The organism is Rhodococcus sp. MTM3W5.2 (assembly GCF_001984015.1).
In the GTDB taxonomy this organism is placed as follows: Bacteria; Actinomycetota; Actinomycetes; order Mycobacteriales; family Mycobacteriaceae; genus Rhodococcus_G; species Rhodococcus_G oryzae.
In genome coordinates this window covers 2,662,703-2,687,033 of the sequence record NZ_CP019572.1, presented here as the reverse complement: position 1 = coordinate 2,687,033, position 24,331 = coordinate 2,662,703, and the positions used below count along the sequence as shown (strand labels likewise).

22 protein-coding genes and 5 pseudogenes are annotated in these 24,331 nt (G+C 68.4%); 12 read left to right on the top strand and 15 right to left on the bottom strand.

Annotated features, from left to right (window positions below):
• Positions 1-47 precede the first annotated feature (47 nt).
• Entirely contained in the window at positions 48-1,547 is a 1,500-nt protein-coding gene (locus BTZ20_RS12400) for an NlpC/P60 family protein (RefSeq protein WP_083742645.1), read from the bottom strand.
• A 418-nt stretch (positions 1,548-1,965) separates the two neighbouring features.
• Positions 1,966-2,472: a DUF6676 family protein gene (locus BTZ20_RS12395; RefSeq protein ID WP_223263740.1), complete on the bottom strand. Its 507-nt coding sequence runs from the start codon at positions 2,470-2,472 to the stop codon at positions 1,966-1,968.
• 341 nt (positions 2,473-2,813) lie between these two features.
• On the opposite strand from BTZ20_RS12395, the pseudogene BTZ20_RS12390 reads away from it, so the two are divergent.
• Together BTZ20_RS12390 and BTZ20_RS12385 are read left to right on the top strand one after the other, a co-directional pair.
• Positions 2,814-5,635, top strand: a pseudogene (locus tag BTZ20_RS12390) (aconitate hydratase).
• A 93-nt stretch (positions 5,636-5,728) separates the two neighbouring features.
• A complete protein-coding gene (locus BTZ20_RS12385) occupies positions 5,729-6,295 on the top strand; it encodes a TetR/AcrR family transcriptional regulator (RefSeq protein WP_077041562.1) in 567 nt (188 codons plus the stop codon).
• A 22-nt stretch (positions 6,296-6,317) separates the two neighbouring features.
• On the opposite strand, the gene BTZ20_RS12380 is transcribed toward BTZ20_RS12385, so the two are convergent.
• Both BTZ20_RS12380 and BTZ20_RS12375 read right to left on the bottom strand, forming a co-directional pair.
• Positions 6,318-6,542 (bottom strand): helix-turn-helix domain-containing protein, encoded by a 225-nt coding sequence (locus BTZ20_RS12380; RefSeq protein WP_077041561.1) that lies wholly within the window; start codon positions 6,540-6,542, stop codon positions 6,318-6,320.
• Between the two features lie 115 nt (positions 6,543-6,657).
• Positions 6,658-8,289: an ABC-F family ATP-binding cassette domain-containing protein gene (locus tag BTZ20_RS12375; RefSeq protein ID WP_077043665.1), complete on the bottom strand. Its 1,632-nt coding sequence runs from the start codon at positions 8,287-8,289 to the stop codon at positions 6,658-6,660.
• Between the two features lie 139 nt (positions 8,290-8,428).
• Between BTZ20_RS12375 and BTZ20_RS12370 the strand changes: the two genes are divergently transcribed.
• Genes BTZ20_RS12370 through BTZ20_RS12360 form a run of 3 tightly spaced genes read left to right on the top strand, consistent with a single transcriptional unit; the run spans position 8,429 to position 10,734 of the window.
• Complete coding sequence (locus tag BTZ20_RS12370; protein WP_077041560.1) at positions 8,429-9,199, top strand: SDR family oxidoreductase; 771 nt, start codon at positions 8,429-8,431, stop codon at positions 9,197-9,199.
• Between the two features lie 19 nt (positions 9,200-9,218).
• Entirely contained in the window at positions 9,219-9,566 is a 348-nt protein-coding gene (locus BTZ20_RS12365) for a VOC family protein (RefSeq protein WP_077041559.1), read from the top strand.
• 4 nt (positions 9,567-9,570) lie between these two features.
• Positions 9,571-10,734: a lycopene cyclase family protein gene (locus tag BTZ20_RS12360; protein WP_077041558.1), complete on the top strand. Its 1,164-nt coding sequence runs from the start codon at positions 9,571-9,573 to the stop codon at positions 10,732-10,734.
• On the opposite strand, the gene BTZ20_RS12355 is transcribed toward BTZ20_RS12360, so the two are convergent.
• The 5 genes from BTZ20_RS12355 to ligD form a co-directional block, all read right to left on the bottom strand.
• Complete coding sequence (locus tag BTZ20_RS12355; protein ID WP_077041557.1) at positions 10,697-11,506, bottom strand: metal-dependent hydrolase; 810 nt, start codon at positions 11,504-11,506, stop codon at positions 10,697-10,699. The genes BTZ20_RS12360 and BTZ20_RS12355 overlap by 38 nt on opposite strands.
• A gap of 125 nt (positions 11,507-11,631) precedes the next feature.
• Entirely contained in the window at positions 11,632-12,000 is a 369-nt protein-coding gene (locus BTZ20_RS28045) for a sulfatase-like hydrolase/transferase (protein WP_083742644.1), read from the bottom strand.
• On the bottom strand, positions 11,933-12,304 hold the full coding sequence (locus BTZ20_RS28040) for a hypothetical protein (RefSeq protein WP_262982597.1): 372 nt from the start codon (positions 12,302-12,304) through the stop codon (positions 11,933-11,935). Before BTZ20_RS28040 ends, BTZ20_RS28045 begins: the two co-directional genes overlap by 68 nt.
• A 135-nt stretch (positions 12,305-12,439) precedes the next feature.
• Positions 12,440-12,727 (bottom strand): hypothetical protein, encoded by a 288-nt coding sequence (locus BTZ20_RS29805; protein WP_411269130.1) that lies wholly within the window; start codon positions 12,725-12,727, stop codon positions 12,440-12,442.
• A complete protein-coding gene (ligD, locus tag BTZ20_RS26260; protein WP_411269129.1) occupies positions 12,658-14,343 on the bottom strand; it encodes a non-homologous end-joining DNA ligase in 1,686 nt (561 codons plus the stop codon). Before ligD ends, BTZ20_RS29805 begins: the two co-directional genes overlap by 70 nt.
• Positions 14,344-14,407: 64 nt before the next feature.
• Between ligD and BTZ20_RS12330 the strand changes: the two are divergent.
• Positions 14,408-15,288: pseudogene (locus BTZ20_RS12330) on the top strand (Ku protein).
• On the opposite strand, the gene BTZ20_RS12325 reads toward BTZ20_RS12330, so the two are convergent.
• Positions 15,285-15,752 (bottom strand): DUF4334 domain-containing protein, encoded by a 468-nt coding sequence (locus BTZ20_RS12325; RefSeq protein WP_077041554.1) that lies wholly within the window; start codon positions 15,750-15,752, stop codon positions 15,285-15,287. The pseudogene BTZ20_RS12330 and the gene BTZ20_RS12325 overlap by 4 nt on opposite strands.
• Positions 15,753-15,798: 46 nt before the next feature.
• Entirely contained in the window at positions 15,799-16,794 is a 996-nt protein-coding gene (locus tag BTZ20_RS12320; RefSeq protein WP_083742642.1) for a zinc-binding dehydrogenase, read from the bottom strand.
• A 341-nt stretch (positions 16,795-17,135) separates the two neighbouring features.
• Between BTZ20_RS12320 and BTZ20_RS12315 the strand changes: the two genes are divergently transcribed.
• The 6 genes and pseudogenes from BTZ20_RS12315 to BTZ20_RS12290 all read left to right on the top strand — a co-directional run bounded on the left by BTZ20_RS12315 (position 17,136) and on the right by BTZ20_RS12290 (position 21,235).
• Positions 17,136-17,315, top strand: a complete 180-nt coding sequence (locus tag BTZ20_RS12315; RefSeq protein WP_223263739.1) for a hypothetical protein — start codon at positions 17,136-17,138, stop codon at positions 17,313-17,315.
• A gap of 3 nt (positions 17,316-17,318) precedes the next feature.
• A pseudogene (gene frdA / locus BTZ20_RS12310) lies at positions 17,319-19,074 on the top strand (fumarate reductase (quinol) flavoprotein subunit).
• Positions 19,075-19,077: 3 nt separating this feature from the next.
• Positions 19,078-19,824 carry a succinate dehydrogenase iron-sulfur subunit gene (gene sdhB / locus BTZ20_RS12305; RefSeq protein WP_077041551.1) on the top strand — a complete coding sequence of 249 codons (747 nt, stop codon included), beginning with the start codon at positions 19,078-19,080 and terminating at the stop codon, positions 19,822-19,824.
• Entirely contained in the window at positions 19,821-20,231 is a 411-nt protein-coding gene (locus BTZ20_RS12300; protein WP_077041550.1) for a fumarate reductase subunit C, read from the top strand. The genes sdhB and BTZ20_RS12300 overlap by 4 nt, the downstream gene beginning before the upstream one ends.
• Complete coding sequence (gene frdD / locus BTZ20_RS12295) at positions 20,228-20,611, top strand: fumarate reductase subunit FrdD (protein ID WP_077041549.1); 384 nt, start codon at positions 20,228-20,230, stop codon at positions 20,609-20,611. The genes BTZ20_RS12300 and frdD overlap by 4 nt, the downstream gene beginning before the upstream one ends.
• A 270-nt stretch (positions 20,612-20,881) precedes the next feature.
• A complete protein-coding gene (locus BTZ20_RS12290; protein ID WP_145982280.1) occupies positions 20,882-21,235 on the top strand; it encodes a hypothetical protein in 354 nt (117 codons plus the stop codon).
• A 71-nt stretch (positions 21,236-21,306) separates the two neighbouring features.
• Here the strand turns inward: BTZ20_RS12290 and BTZ20_RS12285 are convergent, their stop codons facing one another.
• The 4 genes and pseudogenes from BTZ20_RS12285 to sufC all read right to left on the bottom strand — a co-directional run bounded on the left by BTZ20_RS12285 (position 21,307) and on the right by sufC (position 24,325).
• Positions 21,307-21,726 carry a metal-sulfur cluster assembly factor gene (locus BTZ20_RS12285; protein ID WP_077041548.1) on the bottom strand — a complete coding sequence of 140 codons (420 nt, stop codon included), beginning with the start codon at positions 21,724-21,726 and terminating at the stop codon, positions 21,307-21,309.
• Positions 21,723-22,232 (bottom strand): Fe-S cluster assembly sulfur transfer protein SufU, encoded by a 510-nt coding sequence (sufU, locus tag BTZ20_RS12280; RefSeq protein ID WP_077041547.1) that lies wholly within the window; start codon positions 22,230-22,232, stop codon positions 21,723-21,725. Before sufU ends, BTZ20_RS12285 begins: the two co-directional genes overlap by 4 nt.
• Before the next feature lie 3 nt (positions 22,233-22,235).
• A pseudogene (locus BTZ20_RS12275) lies at positions 22,236-23,530 on the bottom strand (cysteine desulfurase).
• Between the two features lie 4 nt (positions 23,531-23,534).
• A pseudogene (gene sufC / locus BTZ20_RS12270) lies at positions 23,535-24,325 on the bottom strand (Fe-S cluster assembly ATPase SufC).
• Positions 24,326-24,331 lie beyond the last annotated feature (6 nt).

Sequence of the window (24,331 nt, the reverse complement as noted above, 5' to 3'; positions counted from 1 at the left end):
ATCGATCGCCTCGATCCGCCTCCGTGTCCAGGAAGGCGGTCAGGTCGCTACACCATTCGGACCACGTACGGGGTCATGCCGTCCCAGCGCACCGGCGACACCTTGACGATGGAACCGGACTGCGGCGCCTCCAGCATCTCCCCATTGCCAAGGTACAGCGCGACATGCTGACTGGCGTTCGGTCCATAGAAGATCATGTCGCCGCGTCGCATCTCCGAGGACGGCACCTGCTCGCCCGCGGTGTACTGATAGCCGGTGTAGTGCGGCAGTGAGACGCCAATACCGGCGAAGGCGTAGATCATCAGGCCCGAGCAGTCGAAACCGACCTTGTTGAAGTCGCCATAACTGTCCGCCACACCACCGTCACGGATACCGAGGGTCGGCCCGTTCTCGTCCCCGCCGCCCCAGGCGTAGGTGACACCGAGCTGCGACATCCCGCGGTCGATCACGGTCTCGACGGCGGCGCTGCCGGTGACGGCCGGTTTGGGCTTGCTCGGCTTCGGCTTCGGCTTGACCGGCTTCGTGGTGACCGGCGGCGACTCCTCCGACTCCTCCGACTCTTCGGCCTCGGCCTCCTCGGATTCCGACTCGACGGTGCCCGATTCCTCGGTGCCGTAGTCGGTCGCGGTGTCGTCCTCGATCTGGGTGTGCGGGCGCTGTCCCGTGGCGAGCTCGCGGGCCCGGTCCTTCGCCGCCTGGTTCGCGGCGACGCGCGCCGCGGCCGCGGCAGCGACCTCGCGGGCAGCGGCCGCAGCGGCGGCGATCGCGGCCTGCTCGGCGGCCCGCTGGGTGTCCCAGTTGACGAAGGCCTGACGCTGACTCTGCAGCCCGGAGACATTCTCCCTTGCCGCCGCGAGCGCGGACTCCGCCGACGACTTCTGCGCCTCGATCGCGGCCTTCTTGCCTGCCTGCTCCGCCAATGCGGACCTCGCGACCGAGATGGCGTTCTCGGCGTCGGACTTGCGGGACTCGGCCGCGACGGCGGCGACATCCGCCTGTTGCTTCGCCTCGCGCGTCGACGAATCCTTGTTCGCCTGTTCGGTTCTCGCGCGTTGCAGCGCGTCCATCACCGAATTCTTGTTGGTCGCGAGGATCTTCATCACCTGGGCGCGGTCGAGCACGTCCCCTGGCCCCTGCGATCCGAGGAACGACGCGAACGACGCGAGGCCGGTGCCCTGCTTGTACGTTCTGGCCGCGAACTCGTCGAACCTGGTCTGCGCCAACTCGATCTGGGCGCCCGCGTCCCGCAGTGCCTGCTGGCTGATACCGACCGCACCCGCGGCCGCGGCGGCCGCGTCACGGGACATCTGCAGGTCGACCAGCGCCTTGTTCACCTGCTCACGCTTGATCGCGACCTCATCGTCGAGCGCGCGCAACTGCTGGTCGGCGGCGGCCACGTCGTTGATGAGGGAGCTGACCTGCCCGACGCGCTCCTCGACGCCCTGGCCGGCCTGTTGCAGTTCGGATTCGCTCGGATTCGGCGGTGGCGGCGGCACTGCGGCGGCCAGCCCAGGGGTTCCGGTGACCAACGAGGCCACTATCGCCATTCCGATCAGCAGTTGTGCACTACGAGTCCTCGTGCGCGGTGCCCTTCGCCTCACAGGTCTCTCCCTCGGTTCTCCACCGAGCCGGACGGATCAGCGCTCAGCTCGGTCGTACCCGCACAGGGAAGACGCGCAAGCTCGGCAGCACTCGACGGTCAGCAGAAACGTCGAACTCGCGCCACTTGCGTGGCCATGCTGCTCAAAGCGACACTTCTTCCCCATAAGTGCCAAAAGTATCGTACGACACAATGCCCACTAGTGGAACTCTAGTCACAAGAAAAACACTGGTTCGCACACCCACGGAGCGCCGTGAGCTGCGGGTTCGTCGAATCGGTTGCGAAAGATATTCGCGGAGTTGGGATTTCTCGTGATGAACCGAGCTATCCGAGGGCGGCGCGGCCTGCCACCCGAATTAGTCGCTCTATCGAGCGTCCGCGGCGCCGTCGCCGGTGGCCGCCGAACGCCGCGAGCGCGCCCAAAAGCTCACCGCGGCAACGCCGCCGACCAGCAGCACCAGCGCCGCCGTGATGAGCCCGTACGGCGGGTCCGGTCGCGTGATCGCGCCGAGGAAGTTGTCGGCCGAGGCCACCGCATTTCCGGTGTACGCCTTGTCCTGCGCATCCTCGACGGTGACCCGGCTGAGGGTGTCGCTGTAGGTACCAACCCAACTCGGGCTCAGCACCAGCACGGTGCCGCCCTCCTGCTTGCCCACCTCGGTCGCGATGTCACGCAGTTGCGAATCCCGCATCGGGTTCGCCGCAAGTGCAACGACGCTCAGCTCGATCCCGTCCTGCTCTGCCCGGACCACGACGCTCCTGAGCCCGTCCACATCACTCGCGGGCGCCGACACCCCGTCATCCTGGATGTCGGCCAGGATCGCGTCGATGCCGATATCGGGGGGAACGTCAGCCAGGACCGGACGAAACACAGAGGTGAGAGCAGCAGGCATCTTTCATCCGGATCGGGTCGAGGGATATGCAGCGTTACGGGAACGACGGTATGGGGACCATCGCTGCTGACCCGATGCACATTACGTGACACATGTCGCGGCGCGGCGAAACCCGGGATTGCCGCGTTGCGGCCGCCGGTGCCGTCGACAAGAATCGACAGGTGTCGGTTGGGGCGCGACGCGCCCTACACACATGCCCGAAATTCTCACAGGACAAGCGTACTGTTAGACTTGCCGCGATGCGCCCGGCGTGACCGTTTGGTCCGCCGCGATGCGCTTCGCTTCAGCCGTCGGCACAGCCCCGTCGACGGCGAACCTCAATGACGAGTGGAGCTGACGTGAGCACCAGTATTGATTCGTTCGGCGCCAAGGGAACCCTCGAGGTCGGAGAGAACTCGTATGAGATCTTCCGCCTCAACGCCGTTCCCGGCACCGAGAAGTTGCCCTATGCACTGAAGGTCCTGGCAGAGAACCTGCTGCGCACCGAAGACGGCGCGAACATCACCGCCGACCACATCCGCTCGATCGCGAGCTGGGATCCGTCGGCCGACCCGAGCATCGAGATCCAGTTCACCCCGGCCCGCGTGATCATGCAGGACTTCACCGGTGTGCCCTGCATCGTCGACCTCGCCACCATGCGTGAGGCCGTCGCCACCCTCGGCGGCGACCCGAACAAGGTCAACCCGCTCTCCCCCGCCGACATGGTCATCGACCACTCGGTCATCCTCGACGTCTTCGGCCGGGCCGACGCCCTCGAGCGCAACGTCGACCTCGAGTACGAGCGCAACGGCGAGCGTTACCAGTTCCTGCGCTGGGGCCAGGGCGCGTTCGACGACTTCAAGGTCGTCCCCCGGGCATGGGCATCGTGCACCAGGTCAACATCGAGTACCTGGCGCCCACCGTCATGATCCGTAACGGCCAGGCATACCCCGACACCTGCGTCGGCACCGACTCGCACACCACCATGGTCAACGGCCTCGGTGTGCTGGGCTGGGGCGTCGGCGGCATCGAGGCCGAGGCCGCGATGCTCGGCCAGCCGGTCTCCATGCTGATCCCGCGCGTCGTCGGCTTCAAGCTGACCGGCGAGATCAAGCCCGGCGTGACCGCCACCGACGTGGTGCTCACCGTCACCGACATGCTGCGCAAGCACGGCGTCGTCGGCAAGTTCGTGGAGTTCTACGGCAAGGGCGTCGCCGAGGTGCCGCTGGCCAACCGCGCCACCCTGGGCAACATGAGCCCCGAGTTCGGTTCCACCGCCGCGATCTTCCCGATCGACGAGGAGACCGTCAACTACCTGCGCCTGACCGGCCGCAGCGAGGAGCAGCTCGCGCTCGTCGAGGCGTACGCCAAGGAACAGGGCATGTGGCACGACGCCGACGCCGAGCCCAACTACTCCGAGTACCTCGAGCTGGATCTCGGCTCCGTGGTGCCGTCCATCGCAGGCCCGAAGCGCCCGCAGGACCGCATCCTGCTCTCGGACTCGAAGAACGCGTTCCGTCGCGACATCCACACCTACGTGGAGGATCACGCCGCAGCCGACCACAGCCAGCTGGACGAGGCCGTCGAGGAGTCCTTCCCCGCGTCCGATCCCGCCGCGCTCTCCTTCGCTGACGACGGTGCGGGCGCCGTGGCGTCGGCCGCGAACGGCGCCGAGGGCCGCCCCTCCAAGCCGGTGCGCGTCACCACCCCGGAGCAGGGCGAGTTCGTGCTCGACCACGGCGCCGTCGTGGTCGCGGGCATCACCTCCTGCACCAACACCTCGAACCCGTCGGTGATGCTTGGCGCCGCCCTGCTGGCCCGCAACGCGGTCGAGAAGGGCCTGTCCACCAAGCCGTGGGTCAAGACCAACATGGCGCCGGGCTCGCAGGTCGTCAACGACTACTACGAGAAGGCCGGCCTCTGGCCGTACCTCGAGAAGCTCGGCTACTACCTCGGTGGCTACGGCTGCACCACCTGCATCGGCAACACCGGTCCGCTGCCGGAGAACATCTCCAAGGCGATCAACGACAACGACCTGTCGGTCACCGCGGTGCTGTCGGGTAACCGCAACTTCGAGGGACGCATCTCCCCCGACGTGAAGATGAACTACCTGGCCTCCCCGCCGCTGGTCATCGCCTACGGTCTCGCCGGCACCATGGACTTCGACTTCGAGACCGATGCCCTCGGACAGGACACGGACGGCAACGACGTCTTCCTGAAGGACATCTGGCCCTCGACGCAGGAGATCGAGGCGACCATCGCGTCCTCGATCAACCAGGACATGTTCGTCAACTCCTACGCCAACGTCTTCAAGGGCGACGAGCGCTGGCAGAACCTGTCCACCCCGGAGGGCGACACCTTCGCGTGGGACGAGAACTCGACCTACGTCCGCAAGGCGCCGTACTTCGAGGGCATGACGATGGAGACCACCCCGGTCACCGACATCACGGGCGCCCGCGTCCTGGCGCTGCTGGGCGACTCGGTCACCACCGACCACATCAGCCCGGCTGGCCCCATCAAGCCCGGCACCCCGGCCGCCCAGTACCTGGACGCCAACGGTGTCGAGCGCAAGGACTACAACTCCCTCGGCTCGCGTCGCGGTAACCACGAGGTGATGATCCGCGGCACCTTCGCGAACATCCGCCTGCGCAACCAGCTCCTCGACGACGTCTCGGGCGGCTACACCCGCGACTTCACCCTCGAGGGCGGCCCGCAGTCGTTCATCTACGACGCGTCGCAGAACTACCAGGCCGCCGGCATCCCGCTGGTCGTCCTTGGAGGCAAGGAGTACGGCTCCGGCTCCTCGCGTGACTGGGCCGCCAAGGGCACCAGCCTGCTCGGCGTCAAGGCCGTCATCACCGAGTCGTTCGAGCGCATCCACCGCTCCAACCTCATCGGCATGGGCGTTGTGCCGCTGCAGTTCCCGGTCGGCCAGTCCGCCGCGTCGCTGGGCCTCGACGGCACCGAGACCTTCGACATCACGGGCATCGCCAAGCTCAACGAGGGTGTCACCCCGAAGACCATGAAGGTCACGGCAACCAAGACGGACGGCACCAAGGTGGAGTTCGACGCGGTCGTCCGCATCGACACCCCCGGCGAGGCGGACTACTACCGCAACGGCGGCATCCTGCAGTACGTGCTCCGCAACATGATCAAGGGCTAGTCACAACTGGCACCACGCAGTTGCGCTGACGGCGGGCTCGGGACGTCTCGTCTCGGGCCCGCCGTTCCCTTTTCGTACGAAAGGACGTCGGCTGTGCCGAAGGTCAGCGAAGACCACCTCGCCGCACGGCGGAGCCAGATCCTCGACGGCGCTCGCCGCTGCTTCGCGGAGTACGGCTACGACGGTGCCACCGTGCGCCGCCTCGAGGAGACCACCGGTCTCTCGCGGGGAGCGATTTTCCACCATTTCAAGGACAAGGACGGCCTGTTCCTCGCGCTCGCGCACGAGGACGCCATGCGGATGGCCGACGTCGCGGCGAACCAGGGCCTGGTCCAGGTCATGCGGGACATGCTGGCCCAGCCGGACCAGTTCAACTGGCTCGGCACCCGGCTCGAGATCGCACGCCGACTCCGGACCGACCCCGAGTTCGCGCGGGGCTGGTCCCAGCGCAGCGCGGAACTGACCGAGGCGACGATCAATCGGCTCGAACGCCAGAAGTCCGCGGGCCGGCTGCGCGACGACCTCCCGACCGATGTGCTGGTCGGTTATCTCGATCTGGTCCTCGACGGTCTCATCGCCCGGATCGCCTCGGGACACGCGGGCGAGAACCTGTCCGCCGTGCTGGACCTGGTCGAGGAATCGGTCCGCCGCAGAGAATGATGCGATCGGCGGGCCGCCGCGATCAATGCGAGAGGCGGCCGCGGCGGTTCGCGCCGCCGCGGCCCCGCAGCGTCACGCCCGCCTCGGTGAGCAGGGCCCGGATGAATCCGTACGAGCGGCCGGTGGCGTCCGCGAGCGTCCGGATGCTGGTGCCCGACTGATAGCGATCCCTCAGCTCGGTCTGCAGGGCCTCCCGCGCACCCCCAGACACCCGGGCGCCCTTGGGTAGTCGCGTGAGCTCGGCCATGGCTGACCTCCGTACAGGAGTGCGCACGAATCCCTCGCGCGCGGCGCGTGCCGTCATTCGGCGGACTTGAGCGAACACTCTCAGGCTAGCCACCCGCGCCGCGCCGCGGCAACGATCAGGCCAGCTGAATCAGTTCCAGGTACTCCTGCGACCAGTGGTCCTCCTGGCCGTCGGGCAGCAGGATGACCCGCTCCGGGTTCAACGCCTCCGCAGCTCCGGGGTCGTGGGTGACCAGCACGACGGCACCCTTGTAGCTGCGCAGCGCGTCGAGCACCTGCTCGCGCGAGATCGGGTCCAGGTTGTTGGTCGGCTCGTCCAGCAGCAGGACGTTGGCCGCCGAGGAGACCAGGCCGGCCAGCGCGAGACGTGTCTTCTCACCGCCGGAGAGGGTGCCCGCAGGCTGCTCGAGCTGCGGGCCGGTGAACATGAACGCGCCGAGCAGCGAGCGCAGCTCCTGCTCCCCCGTGTCCGGCGCGGCGTGCCGGATGTTCTCCCACACCGAGGCGTCGTCGTCGAGGGTGTCGTGCTCCTGCGCGAAGTAGCCGACCTTCATCCCGTGACCTGGCACCAACTCGCCTGCGTTGGCCTGCTCTGTGCCGGCCAGGATCCGTAGCAGCGTCGTCTTGCCCGCACCGTTGAGCCCGAGCACGACCACCCGGCTGCCGCGGTCGATGGCCAGGTCGACGCCTGCGAAGATCTCCAGCGAGCCGTACATCTTGGTCAGGTTCTTCGCCATCAGCGGCGTCTTGCCGCAGGCCGCGGGCTCCGGGAAGCGGATGTGCGCGACCTTGTCCGAGACCCGGACCTCGTCGAGGGCGGCCATCAGCTTGTCGGCGCGCTTGGCCATGTTCTGGGCCGCGGTGGCCTTCGTCGCCTTGGCGCCGAGCTTGGCGGCCTGCACCCGCAGCGCGCCCGCCTTCTTCTCGGCGTTGGCGCGCTCGCGCCTGCGACGCTGCTCGTCGGTGGCGCGCGCGTCGAGGTACTTCTTCCAGTTCATGTTGTAGATGTCGGCCTCGCCGCGGACCGCGTCCAGGAACCAGACCCGGTTCACGACATCACCGAGGAGCTCCACGTCGTGACTGATCACGATGAGTCCGCCGTCGTGGTTCTGCAGGAACCCGCGCAGCCAGGTGATCGAGTCGGCGTCGAGGTGGTTGGTCGGCTCGTCGAGGAGCAGCGTGGTGTCCGAGCGGCCGCCGCTGCCGTCCGAGGCGGCGAACAGGATGCGGGCCAGCTCGACACGGCGGCGCTGACCACCGGACAGCGTGCGCAGCGGCTGGGCGAGGATGCGGTCCGCGAGCCCGAGGCTGTTGCAGATCCGGGCCGCCTCGCTCTCCGCGACGTAGCCGCCGAGGGACGAGAACCGGTCCTCCAGTGCGCCGTACTTGCGGACGGCCTTGTCCAGCTCGGCGCCGTCGACCAGCTCGGCCATCAGGGTCTGCTGCTTCTCCATGTCCCGGATGATCGTGTCAAGGCCGCGCGCGGAGAGCACCCGGTCCTTGGCCAGGACGCTGAGGTCGCCCTCCTTGGGGTCCTGCGGGAGGTACCCGAGATCGCCGGTGCGGATCACCGAACCGGCATAGGGCTCGCCCTCACCCGCGAGGATGCGGAGCGTGGTGGTCTTGCCTGCGCCGTTCCGGCCGACGAGACCGATCCGGTCGCCTGCCTGGACCCGCAGGGCCGGGCCCGGCGCGGAGAGAAGGGTCCGCACACCGGCACGAACTTCGAGGTCGGTGGCGGTAATCAACAAGAACTCCTAAATGGAAACGGAAACTTTGCGTGACCGGGCAAACGCCGACGGCACACGAGACACAAGAACGCTCCACTTTACCGTGACATTCCCGGTGGAAGTTGCACGGCGATGTGATTCGGCTAACGTTCCGCAGATGACTCACCCCAAGGATCTGCAGGGAAAGACGGCGCTGGTCACGGGCGCGAGCCGCGGTATCGGCCGGGCAATCGCTGCCGAGTTCCTCGCGCGCGGCGCCGCTGTGGCCATCACTGCCCGCAAGCCGGAGCCGCTGGAGGCCGCCGCGCAGGAGCTGCGGGCCGCCGTCGCGGGCGCCGTGGTGCTGCCGATCGCGGGCAACGCGGGTGACGCCGATGCGCGCGCGGAGGCGGTCACGCGGACCGTGGCCGAGCTGGGCTCGCTCGACATCCTGGTCAACAACACGGGCATCAACCCCGTCTTCGGGTCGCTGATGGACGCCGACCTGGACGCGGTCAGGAAGATCTTCGACGTGAACGTGGTCGCCGCTCTCGGCTACATCCAGCAGGCATACCGGGCCTGGATGGGCGAACACGGCGGCGCGGTGGTCAACCTCGCCAGCGTCGGCGGACTGCGATCGACCGGGGTGATCGCCGCGTACGGCGCCTCGAAGGCGGCGCTGATCCGCCTGACCGAGGAGCTGGCCTGGCAGCTCGGGCCGAAGATCCGGGTCAACGCGGTCGCCCCGGGCATCGTGAAGACACAGTTCGCGGCCGCGCTGGTCGCGGCGGGCGAGGACCAGGCCGCGGCGGGCTACCCGATGAAGCGGCTCGGGTCGCCGGAGGACGTCGCGAACCTTGTCGGGTTCCTTGTCTCGGACGCCGCCTCCTGGATCACCGGCGAGACGGTCCGGGTGGACGGCGGGCTGCTCTCGACGGGTTCGATGTAGTCATGAGTGAGGAGACGCTGTGACCATTCGCCGAGTCGTGCCGGACATTCGCACCGACGATCTGGACGGGAGCCACAGGTTCTACGGCCTCCTCGGCTTCGTGGAGGTCATGAACCTGGGCTGGGTGAGGACGCTGGCGTCGCCGTCGAACCCGACGGCTCAGCTGACGCTCATGGGCCAGGACGCCACCGCGGCCGTCCATCCCGACCTGAGCGTCGAGGTGGACGATGTGGACGCGGTGTACGCGACCGTCGTCGAGGCGGGCGCGGAGATCGTGCACCCGCTGCAGAACGAGGAGTGGGGTGTGCGCCGATTCTTCGTCCGGGACCCCAACGGCCGCGTGGTCAACGTCGTGGGTCACCTGTGATCCGATGACGACGCGCGAACCGGTTGCCGATCTCGCGGTGGTCGGATTGGGGCCGGCCGGGCGAGCGCTGGCCCACCGGGCCACCGCCGCCGGGCTCGACGTGGTCGCGGTCGATCCGCATCCCGACCGTCGCTGGACGCCCACCTACGCGGCGTGGTGCGACGAGCTGCCCGGTTGGCTCGACGAGCACGCGGTGGCCGCGACCCGGGTCGACCGGCCCCGCGTGTGGACCAACCGCGAGCACGTGCTGACGCGGCCCTACTGCGTGCTCGACAACGACGCGTTGCTGGCGGCGCTGGATCTCGGCTCTGCCCGGGTGCTCGCGGGTACCGCCGCCGACGTCGAGCCGGACCGGGTGATCCTCCTGGACGGCAGCCGACTGCGCGCCCGACAGGTGATCGATGCCCGCGGCGCCCAGCCCGCGCGGGGATTGGCGGAGCAGACCGCCTATGGCGTGGTGGTGTCCGGGGAAGCCGCGGTGCCGGTCCTCGGGGACGGCGAGGCATGGTTCATGGACTGGCGCGCGGACAACGGCGCAGCACCGGACGAGACCCCGTCGTTCCTCTACGCGGTCCCCCTCGGCCGCGACCGGGTCCTGCTCGAGGAGACCTGCCTGGTGGGCAGGCCGGGGCTGTCCCAGGAGGTGTTGCGCGCGCGCCTGGAGACCAGGCTGCGCGCGCGGAGGGTGCCGGTGGCGGCCAACGCGGAACGCGAACGGGTGCGGTTCCCGGTTCGGGTTCCGCGCGCTGCGCCCGCGGTGGCCACCTTCGGCGCGCGCGCCGGAATCATGCACCCCGGCACCGGATACAGCGTCGCCGCCTCGCTGGCCGCCGTCGACAGCCTGGTCGGCGCCATCCTCGACGACGACGATCCGACTGCCGCGCTGTGGCCGACCGCCGCCCGGGCGGTCCGCGGTCTGCGCGAGGTCGGGCTGCGCGCGCTGCTCCGGCTGCCACCCCCACTCACCGCGGAGTTCTTCGAGGCGTTCTTCGACTTGCCTGCCGGCCGACAGCGCGCCTATCTCTCCGAGCGTGCCGACCCGGTGGCGGTTGGCCTGGCGATGGCCGCGGTGTTCCGACGAGCCCCGAACCCGGTCCGGCGCACGCTGGCGAGAGCGACCCTGCCGACCATCAACCCCAGGCGCGGATCTCGGCCACGACCTCGGTGACCGCGCCGGGGACACCCTCGATCGCCCAGATCGCCAGACCCACCGCGACGAGGGTCAGCAGCGGACCGAGGACCACCTTTTCGACCGTGCCGCCCGCCCGGATCGAGAGCATCGACGGCAGGCGCAGTTCCCACCATCGCCTGCGCCCCCATGGCAATAGCGGCGCGAGGAACGGCACGCCCTCCTTGGTGATCGCATCGCCGAGGCAGTGCACCGCACATCCGAGGCCCACCGCGACACCGAGCGCCCTGGAGCCCACCTCGTCCGGATACCAGGTCCAGGTGAATGCCGAGAGCACCGCGGCGACGAGGGTGACCGCGATCCAGCCGTTGCGCGCGGCCCAGCTCCCCGCCAGGCCGCGCAGCGCCAGGCCTAGGGTGACGAACAGGGTGCCGATGATCGCCGGGCGCCCGAACTCGATCACCAACGCGGAGATCCCCGCGCTCAACGCGATCGCGAACAACGCTGTGTGCGTGAGCGTCCGGTGGCCGCCGCGGCGCTTGGGATCCCGCTTCCCGCGGGTGAGCCGGTAATACCACAGCGAGAGCTCGTCCACACCGCGGGCGACCAGCTGACTGACCGGACCGAAGGACCTCGCGACCGTGGACTGCGCCGTGTCCAGGTCGGGCAGGAGCGCGGCGCCCGCGCACACTCCCGCAAAGGTGAACACCTCGGCCGTCGAGGTCGGCCCGCCCCATTCGGGTGGAAGAACCTGCGCGGCAAGCAGACCCGCGACCGCACCGGAAACAGCATGGGTAGCACCCATCACCATGTGAGAGAACGCCTTTCGAAGGAACCGTCGAGCAGTGCCCGATCGGAGCCGCCCACACAAAACTAGCAACCCACACCGACACACCACCCTCCACGGGCGTTGGCGCCCACCGACCCCGCGAACGGTCAGCCCACCGGGGGCACCCTCTTCGCCAACGGCTTGCCGTCGAGGTTCGCCGGGCGTGGCACGCCGAGGTTCTCCAACACGGTCGGTGTGACGTCGGCGATCGTGTAGCCGTTGTCGATGCCGCCCGCCTGGTACCCATCACCGCGCGCGATCACGAAAGTCGAGGCCTCGTCGGGGGTCTGACCGCCGTGCCCGCCGAACAGCAGGTGGCCGTGGTCGGCGGTGACCAGCACGGTCCAACGCTCGCCGGTGTCGCGCTGACGCCGGTCCACCGCCGCGACGATCCTGCCGACCTCGACGTCAACCGTTTCCACTGCCTGGTTGTACGCGGGGCCGAGGGTGCCGGTCCAGTGCCCGGCCCCGTCCACCTGGTCCAGCTGGGTGGAAGACGAAATCGGGTCGCGACGTTGCGATCGCGGCTGCCACCGCGCTGGCGGTCGCCGTGTCGGTCGCGCCCTCGCTGCCCGCGCCCGGGGTGGTGGTGACGACATCGGCCTCCGGCGAGCCACTGCCTGCGATGGTCGCGATGCCGTCCCATGTCGAGATGGCCTCGGTGCGCAGCGCGGGGTCCGCCCTCTCGATCTGGGTGAACGCACTGGGGTACTGGTCGTACCGGGCACCGGTGAAGGAGTTGTCCTGGACGCCGTGCTTGGTGTTCCAGACACCGGTCAGGATGGTGGACCAGGACGGCGCGGAGATGGTGGGGTGACCGAGGATCGAGGAGGACCCCGTGGTCGACTGTTCACGACGCGTTCAATAAGGTCTAGACCAATCAACCCTCCGTTCAGTCGCCCTCAACTCAGGCCCTCACCCCAGGCCGGCGACCTGGTCTGGACTCTTGTCGGGACGGAGCCCGCGCCAGCTCGGGTGGCGCAGCCGCCCGTCACCGGTCAGCTCCGAGTACCGCACCTCCCCAACGATTTCCGGGCGCACCCAGTGGGCGGCGCGAGCGTCCACCGCGGGAACCGCGTCACCGAACGGCGAGCTGGCCGCGGACACGTCCGCCAACAGCGCCGCCAGCCGCGTCAGGGCGGCGTCGCTGAAACCGGTCCCGACCTTGCCGACGTACCGGAGGCCACCCGCGCCCTCCGGCACCCCGAGCAGCAAGGATCCGATACCCCCGGACCGACGACCCTCCCCTGCTGCCAGCCACCCACCACCACCTCGAGGTCAAGGAAATGCTTGAGCTTGAGCCAGGACGCGGATCGACCGGCCCGGTAGGTCGAGTCCCAGCGCTTGGCGACCAGCCCCTCCATGCGGGCGGTTCGACTGGACTCGAGCGCCTCACCCAGGTCCGCGGGCGCCAGCGGGAGCACCCGCCAGGGCTCGTCCTCGTCCAGGCGTATCGCGTCGAGCACCCTGCGCCGGTCCCGGTAGACCTTGGCGCGTAGAGACGTCCCGTCGAGCTGCAGGACGTCGAAGATCTCCAACAGCACCGGGTTCTTCTCCGCCGCCGCCCGCACATCGCGCGGCTTCGTCAGGCCCATCCGCTGCTGCAGCCGCCCGAAGCTCGGGGCGCCGTCGTCGCCGAGGACCACGATCTCCCCGTCCACCACACCCGAATGACCATGCAAGCCTTCCGGAACGGCCAGCAACTCCGGATAGCCCGGCGTGAGGTCGGATCCGCTGCGGCTGACCAGCCGAACCGTGGACACGCCGCTCTCGGCGTCGTGGTCGAAATGCACCAGGGCGCGAATACCGTCCAGCTTCGGTTCCAGGGCCCACACCTCGGGGTCGGCCCGGGACGCGAAGTCCTCCACGGTCGCCGCCGACGCCAGCATCGGGGCCAGATCACCCGCGCCGGCGCGCGATCGCCGTGCGGAGCCTGCGCGCTCGGGCTCCGGAGCCGGCGGGATCCCCGGCTGCTCACCCCCCGCCGCCATCCGTTCGAGGACCTCGTGGAAGTCCAACTGGCGCAGTCCCGGCCGTGTCAGCTCGTCCCAGGTCCGCGGGGCGGCCACGTTCGGGATCGCGGTGCCGCGGAGCGAGTACGGCGACACCGTCGTCTTCGACGCCGAGTTCTGGCTCCAGTCCACGAAGACCCTGCCGGCACGCTCGGCCCGGGTCATCCTGGAGATCACCGACTTCGGCGTCTCCCGTTCGAGCTCGACCGCGATCTTCTTCGCGAACTCCACGCACCGCGCTGCCGTCCAGCCCTCCCCGATCCCGGCATACAGGTGAATCCCCTTGCTGCCACTGGTCACCGGCAGCGCACCCAGACCGCTGTCCGCAAGCCGATCACGAACCCGCAAGGCCACCTCGGCGCACTCCTCCAGCGTGACGCCCGGCCCCGGGTCGAGGTCGATCACCAGGCGGTCCGGGTCCATCGGCACGCCACCCTCGCCGAATCTCCATTGCGGCACATGGAACTCGAGCGAGCCCGCCTGAGCGAAGTACACCAGCGACGCCAGGTCGTCGACGATCGGGTAGGTGATGGTCTTCGACGAGTGGGTCATGGTCCGGCGATCCACCCAGTCCGGCGTCGACACGTCGACGTTCTTCTGGAAGAACGGGGTCGCGGATGTGCCGTCCGGCCAGCGCTTTCTCGTGACCGGTCGACCGGCGAGCAGCGGCACCATCAGCGGCCCGACCGTGGTGAAATACTGCAGGACCTCCGCCTTGGTGGTCCCCGTCTCGGGATAGAGAACCTTGTCCAGATTGGTCAGGGACAGGCGCCTGCCCTCCACCATCACCGCGGTGTTGTGACTCATGCTCTGCCCACCCATTTTCGGGTACTGCCTGGCCTGATCCCGTCCTGTGCACCATCATGGTTTCATGCGGTCTATTTGGAAAGGCTCCATCGCGTTCGGGCTCGTGAACGTCCCGGTGAAGGTCTACACCGCGACCGAGGACCATGACATCAAGTTCCACCAGGTCCACGGCGCCGATGGCGGCCGCATCAAATACAACCGGGTCTGCCAGGAATGCGGCAAGACCATCCAGTTCGCCGACATCGACAAGGCGTATTCGTCCGAGGACGGGACGCAGGTGATCCTCACGGACGAGGACTTCGACGAGCTGCCCGCCGCCGAGAAGCACGAGATCCCGGTCCTGCAGTTCGTCCCGTCCGAGCAGATCGACCCGATCCTGTTCGAGAAGAGCTACTACCTCGAGCCGGACTCCGCGTCCCCAAGGCCTACCAACTGCTCGCGTCCACGCTGACCGAGAGCGACCGCACCGCTCTGGTGCACTTCACGCTGCGCCAGCGCACCCGACTCGCCGCCCTGCGGGTGCGCGACGGCGTGCTGGTCATCCAGACACTGCTCTGGCCCGACGAGGTGCGGGCCGCGGAGTTCGAGACACTCGACAAGGCGGCCGCTCCGAGCGCCAAGGAACTGACGATGGCAAAGTCGTTGGTGGAGTCGATGTCCGAGGACTTCGAGCCCGAGTCGTACACCGACGAGTACCAGATCCAGCTACAGAAGATGCTCGACGAGGCGATCAAGAACGGCGGCAAGAAGGTCACCCCGCCGGAGGAGGTCGCCGCGCACAAGGAGGACGCGGAGGTCGTGGACCTGGTCGCTGCGCTGCAGCGCAGCGTCGATGCGGCGAAATCGGGGAAATCCGGCGAGGCGTCCACGAAGGCCGCGCCCGCGAAGAAATCCGCGGCCAAGAAGGCACCCGCAAAGAAATCACCCGCGCGGAAGACCGGCTAGCCGGTCTCGTCCTTGACCAGGGCGAAGTAGAAATGCTCGCCGCCGTCGAGCACGTCCTTGCCGTTCATGATGCCCATCAGGGTCCGATCGTCGACCCGCTTGAAGTGGTCGAACACCGCCATCCCGTCGTAGACCATCGTCGCGGTGCACTCGCCCCGGAACTCGACCATCCACAGGCTCGCCTCCCCCTTGCCCGCCGCCACGTCGGAGTACAGCTCGCCGTCCGGCCCCCGGCACAGCATCGGTTGCACATCGAATCGGGAACCAAAGTTCTTGCCGTACCAACCGGACCTGGCGAGCAGTCGACCGGTGCGATGACCGGTCTCGAAGCCGCTCCCCCGCCACCGCCCCTCGAGCTCGTCGATGTGCACGGTCGGCAGTGCCGCCCACACCTCGTCGAGGGCCAGGGGATCCACCTGCCCCTCGCTGCCGAGGAGCTCGAAGAATTTCTGGTGACCGGTCACGGCGTTCCTTTCGTCGGGTGGGTGTCGGGTGATCGTGCGGTCGGGGTCAGAAGGTGAGCACCGGTTTGACCACGGTGCTGCTCGCAGCCGCGGCGAGGGCCGACCCGATCTCCTCGAACGGGAAGGTCGTGATCATCTCCTCGAACGGGAAGCGCCCGGCCCGCCAGAGATCGATGAGCTCGGGGATGAATGTCTGGGGGTCCACGTCGCCCTCGATGACGCCGGTCACGGTGCGGCCCATCAGCAGGCTCGATTGGTCGATCAGCACCGGATTGCGTTGACCGCGAAGGCCGAGCGTCGCGCAGCTGCCCGGCGAGCGCAGGGTCGAGACCGCCAGGTCAAGCACCTCCTCGCTACTGACGGTGTCCACGCTGTGGTCCGCACCGCCGCCCGTCAACCGGCGCAGATCGCGGCCGAGCCCGGCAGTGGCGCTGTCCAGCGCGGCGGTGGCGCCGAGCCGCAACGCCAGCTCGCGCCGTCCCGGCACCGGATCGACCACGACGATGGTTCCGCACCCCGCGGCCGCGGCGGCAAGGACCGACCCCAGTCCGACAGCACCCACACCGAAGACGACGACAGCCGAACCCGGCTGGGGTCGCAACACCCGCAACACGGCACCGGCGCCGGTCTGGATGCCGCATCCGAGCGGCCCGAGCAGAGCGAGCGGGAGATCCGCAGGAACCACGACCGCACCCGCGGCGTCGACCACGGCGTGCGTCGCGAACGAGGATTGCCCGAACCAGCCGCCGTGCACCTCCTCGGCCCCCGAGTGCAGCGTGGTGCTGCCGTCCGGCCTGCGACCCGAGTAGTTGAGCGCGGCGAAATCCGCGCAGTACGCCGGGTGACCTGCGACGCAGTTCCGGCAGCTCCGGCACGAGGCGAAGCTGAGGACGACGTGGTCACCCGGTCGGACCGTCTCGACCCCGGGGCCGACCGACTCCACCACACCCGACCCCTCGTGGCCGAGAACGGCGGGCAGCGGAAAGGGAATCTTCCCCGCTGCCGCCGTCAGGTCGGTGTGACAGATACCGACGCCGGCCATCCGGACCAGGATCTCCCGGTCCCGCAGGGCACCGGTCCGGATCTCCCTGATCTGCGGGGTCTGCCGTACTCCGCGAGCACCGCCGCGCGCACCCGATCACCCACCGAGAACTCCCCTCCGACGTATGCGAACTCCGGTTAACTTACGCCCCTCGCCAGGATTCGCCACCCGCAAAGAGGCGTATCGTCCGATGTGAAACAGATCACACCCGCGTGGTGGCGCCCGGCCCGTCTGTCCGGCCGAGACCGATCGGGGTTAGGCCGTCCACCAGGGCACGGAGGTCGGCGATGAGCACCACCAGTTCACCCATCACCGCGGATACGGCCCCGTGTGGTCGCGTCGTGAACGGTCTCCGACATCAGGAGAACGACGACGAGGGCCTGCGTATCGACGACCGCACCTACGCCTGCGGTTGTCGCGTGATCCGTCACGAGTATCACGACGGATCGGTGCGGATCAAGACGATTCGGCACGACGGCAAGGTCCTGGCGGATGAGCACAGCGGCAACCACGAGGCCTGAACGATGACCGCCTCCCATTCGGTCGTCATCGTCGGCGGCGGTGGCGCCGGGCTGCGTGCGGCCATCTCGATCGCCGAGACCGACCCGAACCGCAGCGTCGCGATCGTGTCGAAGGTCTACCCGATGCGCAGCCACACCGTCTCCGCGGAGGGTGGCGCCGCCGCGGTCATCGCCCCCGACGACTCGCTCGACGAGCACGCCTACGACACCGTCTCCGGCAGTGACTGGCTGTGCGATCAGGACGCCGTCGAGGCATTCATCGACGAAGCACCGAAGGAGCTGCTCCGCCTGGAGCACTGGGGCTGCCCGTGGAGCAGGCAGCCGGACGGGCACATCGCCGTGCGCGCGTTCGGCGGGATGAAGAAGAAACGCACCTGGTTCGCCGCCGACAAGACCGGATTCCACCTGCTGCACACCCTCTTCCAGAAGGCGCTGTCCTACCCGGACATCGTGCGCTACGACGAATGGTTCGCCACCACGCTGCTCGTCGACGACGGACGCGTGCGGGGCGTGGTGGCCATCGAGCTGTCCACCGGCCGGATCGAGACGATCGTCGCCGACGCCGTCATCGTGTGCACCGGCGGCTGCGGCAGGGTGTTCCCGTTCACCACCAACGCCACCATCAAGACCGGCGACGGAATGGCCTTGGCCTACCGGGCAGGGGCGGGTCTGAAGGACATGGAGTTCGTCCAGTACCACCCGACCGGACTGCCGTTCACCGGCATCCTCATCACGGAGGCCGCCAGGGCCGAGGGCGGCTGGCTGATCAACAAGGACGGGTATCGGTACCTCCAGGACTACGACCTCGGCACACCCACGCCGGGACCGGTGCTGCGCAGCATGGAGTTGGGGCCGCGGGACCGGCTCTCCCAGGCCTTCGTGCACGAGCAGGAAAAGGGCAGGACGATCGACACCCCCGATGGACCGATCGTCCACCTGGACCTGCGCCATCTCGGCGCCGACGTCATCGACGCGAAACTGCCGTTCGTGAGGGAACTGTGCGCGAGCTACCAGAACATCGACCCGGTCCACGAGCTGGTCCCGGTACGCCCGGTCGTGCACTACATGATGGGCGGGATCCACACCGACCTGCACGGAGCCACCGATCTGGCCGGGCTGTACGCCGCGGGCGAGGTCGCCTGCGTCAGCATCAACGGCGCCAACCGTCTCGGTTCGAACTCGCTGCCGGAGCTGCTCGTCTTCGGCGCCCGCGCCGGACGGGCCGCCGCCACGTACGCCGCGACAGCCCAGGCCTCCGGCGCCACGGCGGCGATCGAGGCGCAGGGACGCGACGAGCAACGTCGGCTCGAACGCGAACTCGCCCGTCACGATGGCGCGGGCGGTCCCCGGCCGGACCGGATCGCCGATATCCGAACCGGGATGCAGGAGGCGATGGAGTCCGGTGCCGGCATCTACCGGGACGAGCGCACCCTGCGCACGGCGATCGATCGGATCCGGGAATTGAAGCAGCGCTACGCGGCCGCCGTCATCGACGATCACAGCCGGACGTTCAACACCGAGCTGATCGCCACTCTCGAACTCTCGGGATGTTGGACGTCGCCGAGTGCATCGTCGACAGCGCGCTGCGGCGCGAGGAGTCCCGTGGCGCCCACCAGCGCACCGACTTCCCGGACCGCGACGACGACAGATACCTGGCGCATTCACTGATCCACCGGCAACCGGATGGCGAGGCCCGGGTCTCGTATCTCCCGGTGACAATCACCCGCTGGCCCCGGGGCAACGGGTATACGGGAGGTGAGCGATGGCCGACCACGACACCATCGCCGTCGAGGTCACCCGGTACCGGCCGGAGCAGGAGTCCGTGCCGGCGCCACAGTGCTATCGGGTCCCGCTGCGTAAGGAGTGGACCATCCTCGACGGACTCAACCACATCAAGGACCAGCTGGACGGCACGCTGTCCTACCGATGGTCCTGCCGGATGGGGATCTGTGGCAGCTGCGGCATGACGGTCAACGGCGAGCCGAAGCTGGCCTGTTCGACGTTCCTGACCGACTACGCCCCCGGATCGATTCGGGTCGAACCGATGCGGAACTTCCCGGTGATCCGCGACCTCGTCGTCGACATCAGCGACTTCATGGCCAAGCTGCCCAAGGTCAAGCCCTGGCTGATCCGCGCCGAGGACGAGCCGGAGGACGGCGAGTACCTGCAGACGCCCGAAGAGAAGGACGCGTACCAGCGCTACAGCATGTGCATCAACTGCATGCTCTGCTACTCGGCCTGCCCGGTATATGCCCTCGAACCCACCTTCCTCGGGCCCGCAGTGATCGCACTGGGTCAGCGCTACAACCTGGATTCCCGCGACCAGGGCGCCGAGGACCGGCGCGATGTGCTGGCCTCGGCGGAGGGCGCGTGGGCCTGCACCCTCGTCGGCGAGTGCAGCGTGGCGTGTCCCAAGGGCGTCGACCCCGCAGGCGCGATCCAGCGCTACAAGCTGACCGCGGCGACCAGGTCGCTCAAGGAGTTCCTGCTGCCAAGGGGTGCGCGATGACCGCCGCGGGTAGCGGCATCGTTCCTGTGCGCCCGTACCGTCAGCCGGTCTCGCGGCTGTGGTGGCTGCGGCGCCGGTCCTACCTGCTCTTCGCGCTGCGCGAGCTGTCCTGCGTGTTCGTGGCCTGGTTCGTCGCGTTCACGCTGATGCTGGTCGTCGCGGTCGGCTCCGGCCCCGAGTCCTATCGGGACTTCCTCGACTGGAGCGCGCGCCCATGGGTGCTCGCTCTCAACGTGATCGCGGCGGCGTTCGTACTGCTGCACGCCGTGACCTGGTTCAACCTGGCGCCCAAGGCGATGGTGATCCGGGTGGGTGGACGCCCCGTTCCGCCCGTCGCGGTGGTCGCCGCGCACTACGCGCTGTGGATCGCCTGTTCGATCATCGCGGTGTGGGTGATCCTGCGATGACGACGGCACCGAATCCGACCGGGCGGGCAAACACCAGGCGGTCCCCCGAACCGGTGTTCTGGCTGCTGTTCAGCGCGGGCGGGATGGCCGCCGCCCTGCTCGCTCCCGCCCTGCTGATCCTGTTCGGCGTCGCGATTCCGCTCGGCTGGATCCCCGCGCCCGACCACCGGCAGCTGCACTCCGTAGTGCGCAACCCGATCACGGTGCTGGTGCTCATCGGGCTCTGCGTGCTCGCGCTCTTCCACGCGGCGCACCGCCTGCGCTTCCTGCTGCAGCACGGCCTGCGGCTCGGCAGGGCGCGGGGTCCGCTCGCGGTGTCGTGTTACGGCGCCGCCGCGGTCGGCTCCGTCGTGGCCGCGTACCTGTTGATCACGGCGTGAGAGGCAAGCTCGGGACGCTCGGCCCGAGTACTTCTGGACGCACGTAACGAATCGTCGGTTTCTCTCGACTTTCGTGTGTCGGCACTCCGAATCTTCGCGGGGCTTGACATGATCGGAAACGGTTAGTTTCAACAAACAGGGGAGATTGTGTACATGAACGGCAACACCTTTCGACGCATCGCAACCACTGCGGTGGTATCGGCCGGAATCGCGGGGGGCGTCGTCGCGGGCGCCGGATCGGCAGCGGCAGCAGAAACACAGGTCGTACCCATGAGCACATGCTTCGGCCTGAGCCCGTACATCGTCGACCAGCCCTACATCGCCAGCAGAGCATTCTTCAATCAGGACGGACCCGGCACCGGCAACCTCACCCTCGCCGACGTGTCGAGCCTCTGGTTCTTCGCCCCGCCCTACCTGTCGGACACCCGCCTCGACTGGCACAACAAGACCACCGGGGCCAGGGGCACCCTCACCGCGACCACGCCGATCGGCATGGGCAGCGCCGTCAACCTCCGTCTCAACAGCGGTCCCGGTGACGTCGAGATCACCAGGAGCGCCGTCAACCGGAACGCGCTGTGGAGCATCCCGACCACGTCCTGCACCGGTACGGTGCGCGTCAACTGATCCCCAAAACCGCATGACAAAGGCGCCAGACCCGATCACTCGGGTCTGGCGCCTTCTCTGTCACGTTCGGATCAGACGGTGAAGCCGAGCGCCCGCAGCTGCTCGCGGCCGTCCTCGGTGATCTTGTCCGGGCCCCACGGCGGCATCCAGACCCAGTTGATCTTCAGGTCGTTCACGAGGCCGCTCTTGACCAGCGCGCCGCGCGCCTGCTCCTCGATCACATCGGTCAACGGGCAGGCCGCGGACGTCAGGGTCATGTCGACGATGGCGACATCCTCGGCGTCGACGCTGATGCCGTAGACGAGGCCGAGGTCGACCACGTTGATCCCGAGCTCGGGGTCGACGACGTCGCGCATCGCCTCCTCGAGCTCGTCCACCACCGCCTGCTGGTCGGGGGTCAGCTCGATGACCGCCTGCTCATCGGCGGCCGGCGCCGACTCCTGCACGGCCTGATCCTCGGTGGACTCGGCGTTTGCCTGGGTCTCGGTCATGATGACGATCCTCCGGTCTGGACCGGCACAACGGTGCCGATGACATTCTTCGTGGGCGCAGCGTCGGCGCCGTCGACTATTTGAACAACGGCATCCTTGAATGCCATCCACCCCAGCAACGCGCACTTCACGCGGGCCGGGTACTTCGAGACGCCCGCGAACGCGATCCCGTCGCCGATCATGTCCTCGTCGCCCTCGATGTTGCCGCGGCTGGTGATCATCGCATCGAACGCGTCGACCGTCGCGAGCGCCTCCCGCACGCTCAGCCCGACGACCTGATCGGTGAGCACCGAGGTCGAGGCCTGGCTGATCGAGCAGCCCTGCCCGTCGTACGAGATGTCCCCCACCCGGCCGTCGTCGGTCAGCGCCACCCGCAGGGTGACCTCGTCGCCGCAGGTCGGGTTGACGTGGTGCACCTCGGCGCCGAACGGCTCCCGCAGCCCCCGCCCGTGCGGATGCTTGTAGTGATCCAGGATGACCTCCTGGTACATCTGCTCCATCCGCATGGTCTACGACGCCCCGTCGACCGAGTCGTCGGTAGCACCCGGCGAGGGGTGCGTACCGAAGAAGTCCTGCGCCCGACGGATGGCCGCCGCCAGCGCGTACACCTCGTCGGCGGTGTTGTAGACGGCAAACGATGCGCGCGCGGTCGCCGCCACGCCGAAGTGGCGGTGCAGCGGCCAGGCGCAGTGATGCCCGACCCGGATCGCGATGCCCTCGTCGTCGAGGATCTGGCCGAGGTCGTGCGCGTGGATTCCGTCCACCACGAAGGACACCGCGCCGCCGCGGTTCTCGGGGTGGTCGGACCGATGATCCGCACGCCCTCGATGGCCCCGAGCTGTTCGAGCGCCAGCGCCGTCAGCTCGTGTTCGTGCGCGGCAACGGAGTCCATGCCGAGCTCGTTCAGGTAGTGCACGGCCGCACCAAGCGCGACGACCTGCGAGGTCATCGGCACGCCCGCCTCGAAACGCTGCGGCGGGGCGGCGTAGGTGGTCGCCTCCATCGTGACGGTCTCGATCATCGAGCCGCCGGTGATGAACGGCGGCATCGACGCGAGCAGCTCGCGCTTGCCGTAGAGCACGCCGACGCCCGACGGCCCGAGCATCTTGTGCCCGGAGAACGCCGCGAAGTCCACGTCCAGCGCATGGAAGTCCACCGGCATGTGCGGCACCGACTGGCACGCGTCGAGCACGACAAGCGCGCCGACCGCCCTGGCCCGGCGGACCAGCTCGGCCACCGGTGCCACGGCACCCGTCACGTTCGACTGGTGCGTGAACGACACGACCTTCACCGCGTCGGTCAGCTCCAGCGAGTCCAGGTCGATGCGGCCGTCGTCGGTCACCCCGTACCAGCGCAGCGTCGCGCCGGTCCGACGGGCCAACTCTTGCCACGGCACCAGGTTCGCGTGGTGCTCGAGCTCGGTGATGACGATCTCGTCGCCCGGGCGCAGGTGCCGCTCGAAGCGCTCGTCGCCGAGCACATAGGTCACCAGGTTCAGCGACTCGGTGGCGTTCTTGGTGAACGTCAGCTCGTCGGCGTCGGCCCCGACGAAGTCGGCGATCGCCGCGCGCGCACCCTCGTACGCGTCGGTCGCCTCCTCCGCGAGCTGGTGCGCCCCACGGTGCACGGCCGCGTTGCAGGTGGTGAGGAACTCCCGTTCGGCATCGAGCACCTGGACGGGGCGCTGCGAGGTCGCCCCGGAATCCAGGTACACCAACGGTTTACCGTCGCGCACCGTACGGCCGAGGATCGGGAAGTCCTTCCGGATCCTGGTGATGTCGAGTTCCTTCACCGAGGTGGTCATGGAACTAGGCTCCTGTCGCTGCAGCCTGCGTGAATCGGACGTAGCCGTTCTCCTCGAGCTCGTCGGCGAGCTCCGCGCCGCCGGACTCGACGATCTGGCCACCGACGAAGACGTGCACGAACTCCGGGGTGATGTACCGCAGGATGCGGGTGTAGTGCGTGATCAGCAGCACGCCGCCGTGCTCACGCTCCTTGTAGCGGTTGACGCCCTCGGACACGATGCGCAGCGCATCCACGTCGAGGCCGGAGTCGGTCTCGTCGAGGATCGCGATCTTCGGCTTGAGCAGGCCCAGCTGAAGGATCTCGTGGCGCTTCTTCTCGCCGCCGGAGAAGCCCTCGTTGACGCTGCGCTCGCTGAACGACGGATCGATCTCGAGCTCGGTCAGGGACTCCTTGACCTCCTTGACCCAGTGCCGCAGCTTGGGGGCCTCGCCGCGGACCGCGGTCGCGGCGGTGCGCAGGAAGTTCGACATCGAGACACCGGGCACCTCGACCGGGTACTGCATGGCGAGGAACAGGCCTGCGCGGGCCCGCTCGTCGACGCTCATCTCGAGCACGTTCTCACCGTTGAGGGTGATGCTTCCGGAGGTCACCACGTACTTGGGGTGGCCGGCGATGGCGTACGACAGGGTCGACTTGCCGGAGCCGTTCGGGCCCATGATCGCGTGGGTCTCCCCGAGCGGACCGTGAGGTTCACGCCCTTGAGGATGTTGATCGGCTCGGCGTTCTCGTCGGTGGTGGCGACGTTGACGTGCAGATCCTTGATTTCCAGAACCGAGTTTTCAGCGGTAGTCATTCAATG